Raw genomic sequence first — 12,018 nt, forward strand, 5'->3', positions numbered from 1 at the left:
AAGGCTATAAAGAAAGAATGGAAAAATTTATACCAAAGGAGTCCTTATGATAATTGTATTGCATAATGTCTTTCTTGGTTGGTAATTTGAGAAATTATTTCGATGGATGGCGAAATATATTCAGGGGTACTTCAATGTACATTAAATCATAAAATGAAAGAGGGCGAATAATGATACAACCTATTGTTCATGGTTTTATACTTGCACTAGGGCTAATATTACCTTTAGGTGCTCAAAATGTATTTATATTTAATCAGGGGGCAAATCATAAAAAATTAATTGGCGCGCTTCCAGTAGTTATAACCGCTGGTCTATGTGATACATTTTTAATTGTTTTAGCAATCCTGGGTGTTTCGTTGATATTAATGTCGCTGCCTGTGCTGCAAATTTTCATCTATACGATTGGCCTTATTTTCTTAGTCTATATGGCTTGGTCTTTGTGGAATGAAAAACCCGCAAGTTTAAAAAAGTATGAATCGATGAGCGCAAAGAAACAAATTGGATTTGCGTTATCCGTTTCCTTGTTTAATCCACATGCCATTATGGATACAATAGGAGTGATTGGTACTAGTGCTGCCGTTTATTCTGGAACAGACAAATTCTTATTTAGCATTTCTACGATTATTGTGTCTTGGTTATGGTTTATTTTCCTTGCGATAATTGGGAAAGCCATCGGAACCATCGATAGAACAGGGAAATATATTATCATATTAAACAAGGTTTCCAGTGTTATTGTTATGATAGTAAGTCTGGTAATTATAAAGAATATTATTACGTTGGTTTTTTAATGAGGAAGATAATATGAATGAAATCAGCTGCCAGAAAGTTTTTATATATTTTTCTTTGTTGAATATGAGAGTGGAAAACAAGATTTATCTATATTTTAAGGTGAAACAATATTGAAAAACTGTTGCACGATCAGTTATCTGATGGTGCAACAGTTTTATTATAATAACTAGAAATAACTCCACTTTCTTAAAATGCTCTCTTCCAAACTTTTCGATAATCAATACGGCCATTGTGATCGAGTTGTATATTTTCATATAAACTATTCTCTGGTTCATATACTGTATGACTCCGATGATTTAAAAAAGTAATAAAACCTTGCTCTTTTAAATAATTTTCTAGTTGATAATAGATATCCCATTGATTTTGAAAATCCTGTGAGTGTCGCACTCTGCTAATCTGCTTTTGGACTTCTTTTTGAGCATTATCCGGTAGTAATGGATATAGAGGCATCGACATACTTTCCATAAATGTTAAAACGGACAGCAGACGATCAGTAGATAAGAAAATACCACCAACAATCAGGTCATAATTCATCATCTTATCTGGATTGCTTAATTGGGTTATATCAATAAGTTCCATATCTGTTGGAATGCCATTTTGGAGCAATAGCTGTTGTAAAATAACTGCTTCCCTATAATGATTTGCGCCTTCTCGTATCTGCTGTACTGCAATTTTTAAAGTGACTGTTGAGGATAGGTTGCCAGCAATCCGGTTTATTTTATTCGAAAAGGTTAGCGACTTTTCTACAAGCATACTATGAGCTGCGATTTCACCATTTTTTATCAGACAAAAGTCGGCTGGATGAATTACTTTACATAACCTTTTTCGATAATCTATGTTTTGTAGAGGTCCTTTCTTTCTACAATTAAAGGTGATAAAATTCGCTCCTTGCTGGTAGGTATGATTTGCTTTCCAAGAACTGTTTGGTGCTTTTAGTAACAAGGGATGCTTTTGATCGGGCAAAAATTTTTCGGGAGTTGTAATTATTTCAACTCTGTCCAGCCAGGGAGAGAGCCCGTAATAATTCTCAAATCGATCTAATTGAATTCTTTTGTCATTATATGATGTAAGTTGAAAGGGACCGCTGCCTACTGGTTTGGTGGAAAAGTTTTCTCCTGAGTTCTCAATCACATCAATTGGCACAATAGCACTCCGAATATCTGCAAGTAATCTCGGAAACAAGTAGTCTACCTTGTTTAAATGAAAGATAAGTGTTGTTGAATTAATGATTTCAATGTTACGGATGTTTATTCTAATAATGTGCTCTTTGTTAAAACGTAAAAGGGTAGATTTTATATCATTTGCATCAACCATTCTGCCATGATGAAATGGCACATTTTTTCGTAAATAAAAAGTCCACTGCTTTCCGTTCTTACTCTCCCAGTAATGTGCGATACGAGGCTCAAGGGTATTTGTTTCGGAATGATATGTTAGCAAACATTCAAAAATTTGCTGAATCATATGCGTATCGTGACGAGATTTTGCATGGAGAGGATCCAAACATAATGAGACGGGATAAAAGGGATAACGTAATACATCTAAATGTTTTTCCTTATCCATTTGAACTTGCGTAATTCCGAGCTGCTGCTGAAACCAAATACGAAATGCTTCTTGATAGGCATTACTCGCTTGATGAATAACTGTAAAACTCTTTTGATAGTTCTTTTTTTGTACTAACTCTTTCGCCCGTTCTAGCAGAATATCATCATTTTTAAAATGCAATGTTATTATCGGCTTTCGCCCTCTACCTCTAGAAACCTGCCACGTTATCCATTGTTCGTCCATCAAGTAGTGGATAATCGTTTTGGTATGCCTTTCTGAACATTGAAAAACTGCAGCCAACTCTGTAATGGTTGTTTCAGTCTGATTATGCAGGCTGTAATAACTTAATAGTTTAGAAGCGTATTTGCTGTATCTCATAAACAAATTTCTCTCCATTCTAAAAGGTGAACAATGAAAACGATTAATTCTCACTTTTTATTCATCTTTTCACAATTTAGACTAAAAGTAAATAGTAGTTGGTTTAAGGGAGATGACGGCATGGAATCGAAACAAGTAATAGAGGGCAGAGAAGAGCCGACCTCTTTATGGAAAAATAAAAATTTTCTTTTTCTATGGGGAGGATCAACCGTACAAAGTATAGGTATGCAAATGTATATGTTAGCTATACCATTATTGATTTATAGCATGACAGAGTCCGCTCTGGCAATGAGTGCGATGCGAGCTATCGATTTCTTTCCAAATATCTTTCTTGGAATTATTGCTGGAGTGTTGGTTGATCGGATGAACCGTAAAAAGATGATGCGGTGGACAAGTTTAATTTCAATTATGGCTTCTCTAGGAATAATTATGCTTCTTTTATCGAACACGATACAACTGTGGCATTTATATATACTTGGTTTTGTACTATCCTCGGCAGGATATACATTTGGGAACGCACATCATTCAGTTATGCCGCAGATTGTTTCCAAAGAGCAGCTTACTTCTGCAAACGCCAAGCTTTCTTTTGTAAATACGTTTATTCAAACGGTTGGTCCAGGTCTTGCTGGAATATTATTAGGTATCGTGACCACGGCATCTGTACTGTCCATTTATACAATGAGCTTAATTATCTTATTTATTTGTGTTGAATTTGTTCAGGTTCCTGGGAAGAAGCCAAGGAAAGAAAAACAAGCAAGAAGCTGGTCTCGTGAAATGAAAGAAGGGTGGAGAGAATTATTTCAAAATAAAACATTGCTTACACCGACTATCACAATTATTTTTATAAATTTGGCAATGAGCCTTGTTATAGGCGTACTTGTTTTTTATGCAGCAGATCAGCTGCATGCGTCAGAAAAAGAGATTGGTTTAATGTTTTCTATATCTTCATTAGGTGGTTTGTTGGGAGCTTTGGCTGTGAAACCACTACGTAAGAAATTTAACAGAGGTAGGATTTTTACCAGTTTTCGTCTGGTGGATGTGATTGCGATGGTATTGTTAATTTTTGCAAATACATGGTGGCTGTTAGGAATCGGTTTAGCTATCCGTACTTTTTCAACGGTTATATCAAATATTATTTACCTCGCTATCCGTCAGGAGGTAACACCAAATCATATGCTTGGCAGGGTTGCAGGAACTGCTTCCATGTTTATGAAGTTGACGCTGCCATTCGGTTTATTTATTGCTGGAATTTGGGCAGAATGGCTTCCTGTGCCTCTATTATTTATATTTTCAGCAGCTATATTTCTAACGCTATTTCTCTGGTTGTCCCGGCACCCTTTCCGAAAAGTGGCATAAAGCATTCTGTGTTCTGTTTATAGTTTTTTGTTTGTGTAACTAAGTGTTCTCGCAAAGCGTGCGAGTTTGAAGGACATGGAAGTTGTTCATATTTTAAATATTAGAATTCTTGGAGTGGAACTGAAATAGGATATGAAAAGAAAATCCACTCCTTTGAAATCTTCCATATTTTTAAATCTTATATAACGCATAACCCAAAACCTAAAAAAGATTTATTTGCTTTCTGTTGTAGTAATACCTAATGTTTCATATAACCCTTCGCTGCCAACTTCCGTAACACTTACAGCACGACCTGGCAATCTTTCAATCCATCCTAAATCAAGCAATTGAAGTAAAACAGCATTTCCTAAAGAACCTGCCAGGTGGTAGCGCCTTTCACTCCAATCAAGGCACTTTCGGGCAAAGTGTCTTCGTTTCTTACGTAAAGCATCCAAATCAATGTTGAAACCATGAAAGAATTGTTCACCGTCTTTTGTTACTAAAAAATTGTTTTCTTCTTCATGTAAATAACCTTTTTCAATAAAAGTTTCTGTTAATAATACTCCTAGTTTGCCAGCTAAATGATCATAGCAGGTTCGAGCTACTTGGATTTTTTCTGCACGAGAAAAATCTTTCAAGGAATTCACTTTAGGTGAAGGGGCGATCACAGTCAACATTTCGATAGCCTGTGCAACATCAGCATGAGCAATTCGAAAATAACGATGGCGACCATGCTTTTCTACATGAAGTAAGTTTCCTTCAACGAGTTTTGTTAGATGACCACTCGCTGTTTGTAAGGAGATGTTTGCTCTTTTTGCCAGCTCGCTTGCTGGAAGTCCGTCCAAATCAAGCAAAGCTTCTAACATAGCAGCTCTTGATGAATCCGCCATTAATTTTGCAACAAATGAAAAATCAGGTCTGCTTCCCATCTTAATTCCTCCCAAAACATGTATAGTTCGATTATAGCCGAAGTTTTTACGTGCTACAATAAATAGTAATATGACAGGAGGGATTAACATGAATACAAATGATTTAATCATCATTCATTTTGAAGAAGTTAGACGTAGAAGCAAAAAGGTTTGGAAAGCGATACCTGAAGAAATGTTACAATGGAGACTTGACGAAAATGCATTAAGCTGTGCTGAAATGATTAGACATGTGTTAGAAGGGGAGTTTCTTTACCATCACGTTTTAATAGGGAGAGGTAGTAATGCGTTAAAAAATATATCTAACCCATTTGACACAAAAAAGTTCACAACAGTAGATGATGAACTGGAATTTACAAAAACGTATCGAGAGGAATTTATAAATTATATAAAGACAATTAGCGCAGATAATTTAGAAAATTTGGAGATTGATCGTTCGGATGTTGGTTATAAAAGAAAACTGGGAGATATGTTGTTACGGATTGCGTACCATGAGTCTGTGCATACCGGTCAACTGTTAAATTATATGAGGACAATGGGAGTAAATCGTCCTATGATTTGGGATTAGCTATATAATTATTTCTTAGCAACTAATAGATCCCTTCATGAAAATTCATTATAATAAATTGTAGATACTATTTTTGGAAAAAGGATTAGAATCGCACGAGGAGAAATAACTAATAATAGTGAATATTTTTTAAGCTCTGTTTTAAGGTGGATAGAAAGGATTCTTATCATATTTTAGACCAAGTTTGAAAGTAACTTGTCTTAGAAAAGGAGGTAACAAATGATTGAATTACGAAAAATAACCGAGGATAACATAGACGAAGTAATAGCACTTGAGGTTAGAGAAAACCAAAAAGATTTTATGATGACTTCTAACCTCAGATGCATTGCAGACGCTTATGTGTTGAACGAAAACGGAGAACCCGCTATTCCCTTAGCCATTTATGCTGATGGAGTTGTGGTAGGGTTTTTGATGTATACTTATGATACATTGGATCATGAATCATTTGAGAATGAAGGTTTTTACAGGAAGAAAGGCTATTTTGTTTGGCATATTATGATTGATGAGCGTTATCAGGGGAAACGGTATGGTAAGCTTGCCTTTGAAAAAATGTTGATGGATATGGAAGCAATGCCTTATGGTGAAGCAGATTATGTAGCACTTTTTTATCATTTGAGTAATCTAACAGCTAAAACATTATACGCTTTATTTGGTTTTACAGAACCGGGAATTATTCAGGATAAATCGATAATGGCGATTAAAAATCTGGATAAAAAATAACAGAAGCCGTAGTAGAAATATATTTAAATTTTTCAGAAACAGACTTACGAGGACGGATAGGATAGTTTGATAGCATAATGATTTAGGAGTGATAGAGTTGTCAATAAAAGGAATCAATCATTTTTTATTTTCCGTCTCAGATTTGGAAAAATCGATTGCGTTTTATCAGGAGGTATTTGAGGCTAAGCTGCTGGTTAAAGGAAGAAGTACCGCTTATTTTGATTTGAATGGGATGTGGCTGGCGCTTAATTTAGAGGAGGATGTTCTGCGTGAAAAAATGAATCCGTCCTACACGCACATCGCTTTTTCAATTGAAGAAAATGACTTTGATAAAATGTATAACAAATTAGAAGAGTTGAATGTAAACATTTTAACCGGCCGTCCCAGGAACAAAAAAGATAAAAAGTCTATCTATTTTACGGACCCTGATGGTCATAAGTTCGAATTTCATACGGGTACTTTGCAAGACAGGATAGATTATTATAAGCAGGATAAGCCGCATATGACGTTTTATGTTTAAAAAGTATGTCAGGAATAAGCATCAACGTGGATAGGATGGATGAAAAGTGAAATTAAGGCTCGAATTGTTCGTTCATAATATAGAGAAGTCAGTGGAATTTTATCGTGATATTTTGGAGTTTAACATACCGGAAGAAATCAATGAAGGTTACATACCTGTAAGGAAAGGTGATGTCGTTTTAGGTTTAGGAGAAATGAATAAATTGCCTGACCATCATCCGATTAAAAAGTCCGGTTACGACCAGCAAACTGGTTTAGGGGTAGAAGTAGTTTTAGAAGTGGAAGATGTAGAGAATGTTTATCACGGAGAACCGCCCGTAAAACTCCCGCCTCAAAATAAAGGGTAAGAATGAATTTATTTAGGCGGGAGGTAACGGGCGCTAACTCCCTGAATCACTCAACTAATCATTCAGTGGGAGAAGAACGAAAACTCCCACTGAATGAAGTTTCGTTTTATCATAAAGTAGTTGCGAAAGGTTACCCTGTTCAGGCTGATTTGACCCAAAGACCTTGGGGAATGGTTGATTTTAGAATAATGGATCTAGATGGATATTATTTAAGAATAACATCAAGGGATAGGCTATAGTTTTTCTGCTAGTTAGTGCTTGTTTTAATAATGATCTTAAGTTATAAACAAAACTTCATTCAGTTGAAGTTTTTTCTCTTCTCCCACTACAGGAGTAGTTAATACAATAGAGTTTATAAGAAAAAAGAAGATTGGAACAAAGATAGAAGTTTAGAGGGAGAGAAATAATAATGAGCTTCAATTATAATCATGTAAAAGATGCTTATGAACGTATCCAAAAGTATCTGCCAACTACACCGCTTGAGGAAGCTTTTTACCTGGGTGATGATAACAAAAAATATTTTTTTAAGCTGGAATCAATGCACAAAGCAAAAAGTTTTAAAATTCGAGGTGCATTAAATAAAATGCTTACCTTGACTAAAGAAGAAATGGATCGAGGGGTTGCAGCAATCTCTTCAGGTAATCATGGTAGTTCTGTAAGTTACGCTGCATCTCTACTTGGAATAACTAATGTGAAAATAATCGTACCCAAAACTACTCCTCAAAGTAAAATTGATAAAATTCAACACTTTGGAGGTGAGGCAATACGCCTGGGAGATCATTATGATGAAACACATTCATTAGGAACGGAGTTTATAAAAAAACATCAACTAACCTATATTGATGCTTACTACAGTGATCATCAGATTTACGGCGGTCAAGGAACCATTGCAATCGAAATTGTTGAACAAAATAACGAGATTGATACGATCGTTGTTCCTATAGGAGGTGGCGGCTTAATTACAGGAATAGCAGTTGCAGCTAAAGCTATAAAACCGGATATTCGTATCATTGGTGTACAAACAGAAGCATGTCCTGCTATGATAAAATCTTATGAAGACAATATTTTTTATGAAGTGTATCCTAGCGGGGAATCATTATGTGATGCTCTTGTTGGAGGAATAGGTAAATTAAGCTATGAGTTAGCAAAAGATTACATTGATGATTTTATAGCAGTGTCAGAAAACTCAATTGCTAAAGCAGTTAGTTTTATGGCGAAAAAAGAGAAATTTGTTGTGGAAGCAGGAAGCTGTACAACCGTTGCTGCTGTGATGGACTACAGAGAACGAATTGGAGGAAACAACGTTGCTCTTGTTTTATCCGGCGGCAATATTGATGGAGAGGTACTGACTTATATTTTATCGAATTACTAATGGAACGTGTTTTTTGGAATTTAAAAGTAGGACACAATTATAGTAAAACATGAATAGAGTGACTTTAAAGTGATATTATAATAGATTGGGAAGATTTGTCATGCTGAGTTTCAATCTAACCAATGCAAGACAAAACCTTTCCCAATTGATTGAACAAGTTAATGAGAATAATATACCGATTGAAATTACTAGTGCAAAAATGACTGGGATGCTATTCAGGAAACGCTGTATTTATAAAATATCGGAGTACTTGAGAGGATTAAGCATTTTGAAGATGAAGAAGCAGAGGATTTAGGTGAAATTAATTGAGATACAATATAAAAATATAAAATGCAAAGATGGATTTGCCTAAGCTGGAATGGCAAATCTTTATAAAAAATTCGATAATCTAATAAAAGTAATAATTGAGAGTCCCTATTACTCTGAACCCTTAAGTATTCAGCATAGATTGGTTTATAGTGTTGATGAAGAACAGAATTTCTTTTCTTGTTATTATAGGAAAGAATAATCCACTTTAAAATAAACAAACCTACAAAGAAAAAAGAGCTATCATCAAATGCAAATCATCCATTTTCCGAAAGCTCCATTCTTTTCCTTTTTTGGAGGTGGTCTGAATGATTATTAATAAAGGCGGAGATTTAAGCAAAGAATACTTTATGGCATATTTTTCGTTGCTTATGAACAGCAGACAATGTACTTTAGAGAAGGCAAAGGAAATCACGTTTGATCGCCTATTTCGTAACGATGAAAATACGTTTGGAAACATCTCTTTTGAGCATTTTATGGAAGCCTATGAGGAATTAAAAGAGTAGGAAACACTTATACTCGCTATTTCATATTTGTTTTAATGCTAGTCTTGATCATTTTGCAACATTAGTATAGCTATATGTATTATCATAAAAGATGTTAAGATTTCATGGGAAACTTATTTTAAAACAGGTATTATTTCAATCCCTCCCATCTTATTGCTTACATTAGCAGGTATATATCTAACACTGATCCTATTTTAACAAGGAGAATGATTATGTCTAAAAAAACAATATATTTCTTATGTACTGGAAATTCGTGCAGAAGCCAGATGGCTGAAGGCTGGGCGAAGAAACATCTTGGAGATACTTGGGAAGTGAAGAGTGCAGGTATTGAGGCACATGGTTTAAATCCAAATGCAGTAAAGGCAATGCAAGAGGTTAATATTGATATTTCTAACCAAACGTCTGATATTATTGACCCGGAGATCTTACATAATGCGGACTTTGTAGTAACATTATGCGGAGACGCTGCGGATAAATGTCCAATGACACCACCACAAGTGAAACGTGACCATTGGGGATTTGATGATCCAGCCAAAGCTCAGGGGAATGAAGAGGAAAAATGGGCTGTATTCCAAAACGTTCGTGACCAAATAGGAGAAAGAATCAAACGCTTTGCGGAAATAGGAGAATAAACCAGAGTTATTCATAGAAACTCTAAATAGCTTGCCATCCCATGCCTTTCAAGTAACTATGACAGACACAGACTGCACCAAATAAATGAAAAAGAACCCGTTTCTGATAAGGTTAAAAGTATCACCAAATAACTAACAGAAAGGGTTCTTATAATGGCTGCTTTACTGTAAATCATACTTGATTTCAACCGTAAAATAAAACTATCCAATAAAAGTAGAACAAAGAAGCTGTCCCCAAATGCATACCATCATGCATTTGGGGACAGCTTCATCCCAATGTGTAAAGTACTTCTAAAATTAAATAAGAAGCAGCTTAAACCAATAATCGTTAAATTGATTATTTATTATAATTTCTCCGGAGCTTTAATCCCAAGCAATCGCAGCCCTTCTTCCAACACAATCGTAACGGATTTTACCAATGCTAACCTGCTGCTTTGTTCAGTGTCATCGGCTAAGACTTTGACATGGCTGTAATATTTATTAAACTCCTGGCTCAATTTCAGCACATATTTTGCGATAACAGATGGTTCTGCCTGGTGAAAGCTTTTTTCGATTAACTTTGGAAAATCCATCAATGTTTTTACGATTTCCCAGCTGTGTGAATCAGTCAGCCCTGTGTCAGGTAAGCTGTTTTCAGAAGAAGCTTTCCGAAGTATCGAACAAGCGCGGGCATGGGTATATTGGACATAAAGCCCGGTGGACCCTTCAAATTTCAGCATCGTCTCTAAATTAAATTCAATATTGTTTTGGCGTTCATTCTTTACATCATGAAAAATAATTGCGCCGACACCGACCATTTTTGCTACGTCTTCTTTATTTTCTAATGCAGGATTTTTAGCTTCAATATTTTTATAGGCTAGATCAATGGCTTCTTTGATAACATCCTCCAATAGGACAACCTTTCCTTTTCGGGTTGACATTTTCTTTCCGTCTTTTAATATAAAGCCGAATGGAACATGCTTTAACTCTGCTGCCCAGTCATAGCCCATTTTCTGAAGCACGAGGAAGAGCTGCTCGAAATGGAGGCGCTGTTCCTGTCCGACAATATAAAATGATTTTTCAAAATGATAGGTCTTGCTGCGGTAAATGGCAGCGGCTAAATCTCTTGTTGCATAAAGGGTAGCTCCGTCTTTCTTTTTGATTAAGCAGGGCGGCATGTTCGCATCTGCTAAATCAACTACTTCTGCTCCCTCAGAGAGAGTAAGGAGTTCTTTGTCTTCCAATTCCTGTACAATCGCGTCCATTTTATCATTATAGAAAGCTTCCCCATCATAGGAGTCAAATGTAATATCCAGCAGCTCATAAATTTTTGCAAACTCTTTCAATGATTCTTCTCTAAACCATTTCCATAGCTGACTTGCCTCTTTGTTTCCAGATTCTAATTGTTTAAACCAGCTGCGGGCTTCGTCTTCCAGATGAGGATGTTTTTCCGCTTCTTCATGGAAGGTGACATATAGATGAAATAGTTCTTTGATTGGGTTTTCCCGTACTTTTTCCTCGGCTCCCCAATGTCTATAAGCGGTAATCAGCTTGCCAAATTGTGTTCCCCAATCACCAAGATGATTGATACGAACTGCTTTATAGCCACATTTTTCTGATATATTTGCAAGGGCATTTCCAATGACGGTGGAGCGTAAATGTCCCATGGAAAAAGGTTTAGCGATATTTGGTGATGAGAAATCGAGTGTAATTGTTTTTCCATTGCCCAGAGAAAGAGAACCGTAGTTTTTCTGTTCCTTGTTGATACGTTCCATCACTTGTTTACTAACGATTTCTTTGTTTAAAAATCCATTTACGTATGGACCTTCTGCCATTGTTTTTTCTAAAAAAGGTACAGCTATTTTCCCGGATAACTCTTTTGCGATTTGCTGTGGTGCTTTTTTCAGTTTTTTTGCTAACGTAAAGCAAGGAAAGGCCAGATCGCCGTGCGTACTGTACTTCGGTTCTTCCAGTAATGAAGCAATTTCATGCACATCTAATATTCCTTCTAAGTGAGCAGCGAGTTCTTCTGCAAAGGCTTGGTGATAGTTCATGCTATTCTCCTCCTGTATGGTTGAAAATGATAATAAACATAAAAA

The 12,018-nt window shown here is 35.8% G+C and carries 13 protein-coding genes and 1 pseudogene; 11 read left to right on the forward strand and 3 right to left on the reverse strand.

Annotated elements, in window-relative coordinates; genetic code table 11:
- Window positions 1–170 precede the first annotated feature (170 nt).
- A complete protein-coding gene (locus tag BN986_RS06605) occupies window positions 171–788 on the forward strand; it encodes a LysE/ArgO family amino acid transporter (protein ID WP_040978861.1) in 618 nt (205 codons plus the stop codon).
- A 187-nt stretch (window positions 789–975) separates the two neighbouring features.
- On the opposite strand, the gene BN986_RS06610 is transcribed toward BN986_RS06605, so the two are convergent.
- Window positions 976–2,709: an ABC transporter substrate-binding protein gene (locus BN986_RS06610; protein WP_040978862.1), complete on the reverse strand. Its 1,734-nt coding sequence runs from the start codon at window positions 2,707–2,709 to the stop codon at window positions 976–978.
- Between the two features lie 120 nt (window positions 2,710–2,829).
- Here BN986_RS06610 and BN986_RS06615 point away from each other — a divergent pair, with 120 nt between their 5' ends.
- The gene (locus BN986_RS06615; RefSeq protein WP_040978863.1) at window positions 2,830–4,065 is read left to right on the forward strand and encodes an MFS transporter; all 1,236 of its coding nucleotides are present in this window, start codon (window positions 2,830–2,832) and stop codon (window positions 4,063–4,065) included.
- Between the two features lie 212 nt (window positions 4,066–4,277).
- Here the strand turns inward: BN986_RS06615 and BN986_RS06620 are convergent, their stop codons facing one another.
- The gene (locus tag BN986_RS06620) at window positions 4,278–4,973 is read right to left on the reverse strand and encodes an ArsR/SmtB family transcription factor (protein ID WP_040978864.1); all 696 of its coding nucleotides are present in this window, start codon (window positions 4,971–4,973) and stop codon (window positions 4,278–4,280) included.
- Between the two features lie 88 nt (window positions 4,974–5,061).
- On the opposite strand from BN986_RS06620, the gene BN986_RS06625 reads away from it, so the two are divergent.
- The 9 genes and pseudogenes from BN986_RS06625 (at window position 5,062) to arsC (ending at window position 9,940) form a co-directional block, all read left to right on the forward strand.
- A complete protein-coding gene (locus BN986_RS06625; RefSeq protein ID WP_040978865.1) occupies window positions 5,062–5,538 on the forward strand; it encodes a DinB family protein in 477 nt (158 codons plus the stop codon).
- Between the two features lie 219 nt (window positions 5,539–5,757).
- Window positions 5,758–6,258: a GNAT family N-acetyltransferase gene (locus BN986_RS06630; protein ID WP_040978866.1), complete on the forward strand. Its 501-nt coding sequence runs from the start codon at window positions 5,758–5,760 to the stop codon at window positions 6,256–6,258.
- A 97-nt stretch (window positions 6,259–6,355) separates the two neighbouring features.
- Window positions 6,356–6,778: a FosM family fosfomycin resistance protein gene (gene fosM / locus BN986_RS06635; protein ID WP_040978867.1), complete on the forward strand. Its 423-nt coding sequence runs from the start codon at window positions 6,356–6,358 to the stop codon at window positions 6,776–6,778.
- Between the two features lie 46 nt (window positions 6,779–6,824).
- Window positions 6,825–7,124, forward strand: a complete 300-nt coding sequence (locus BN986_RS06640; RefSeq protein ID WP_052400668.1) for a VOC family protein — start codon at window positions 6,825–6,827, stop codon at window positions 7,122–7,124.
- A 409-nt stretch (window positions 7,125–7,533) separates the two neighbouring features.
- A complete protein-coding gene (locus BN986_RS06650; RefSeq protein WP_040978869.1) occupies window positions 7,534–8,496 on the forward strand; it encodes a threonine ammonia-lyase in 963 nt (320 codons plus the stop codon).
- A gap of 100 nt (window positions 8,497–8,596) precedes the next feature.
- On the forward strand, window positions 8,597–8,791 hold the full coding sequence (locus BN986_RS28070; protein WP_040978870.1) for a type II toxin-antitoxin system prevent-host-death family antitoxin: 195 nt from the start codon (window positions 8,597–8,599) through the stop codon (window positions 8,789–8,791).
- Window positions 8,792–9,110: 319 nt separating this feature from the next.
- The gene (locus tag BN986_RS06660; protein ID WP_040978871.1) at window positions 9,111–9,308 is read left to right on the forward strand and encodes a hypothetical protein; all 198 of its coding nucleotides are present in this window, start codon (window positions 9,111–9,113) and stop codon (window positions 9,306–9,308) included.
- An 87-nt stretch (window positions 9,309–9,395) separates the two neighbouring features.
- Window positions 9,396–9,506, forward strand: a pseudogene (locus tag BN986_RS26100) (ArsB/NhaD family transporter); the annotation flags it as partial.
- Between the two features lie 14 nt (window positions 9,507–9,520).
- Complete coding sequence (arsC, locus tag BN986_RS06665) at window positions 9,521–9,940, forward strand: arsenate reductase (thioredoxin) (protein ID WP_040978872.1); 420 nt, start codon at window positions 9,521–9,523, stop codon at window positions 9,938–9,940.
- A 344-nt stretch (window positions 9,941–10,284) separates the two neighbouring features.
- Here the strand turns inward: arsC and argS are convergent, their stop codons facing one another.
- Window positions 10,285–11,973, reverse strand: a complete 1,689-nt coding sequence (gene argS / locus BN986_RS06670) for an arginine--tRNA ligase (RefSeq protein WP_040978873.1) — start codon at window positions 11,971–11,973, stop codon at window positions 10,285–10,287.
- Window positions 11,974–12,018: the final 45 nt, after the last annotated feature.

This window comes from Oceanobacillus jeddahensis (genome assembly GCF_000750635.1).
Taxonomy (GTDB): domain Bacteria; phylum Bacillota; class Bacilli; order Bacillales; family Amphibacillaceae; genus Oceanobacillus; species Oceanobacillus jeddahense.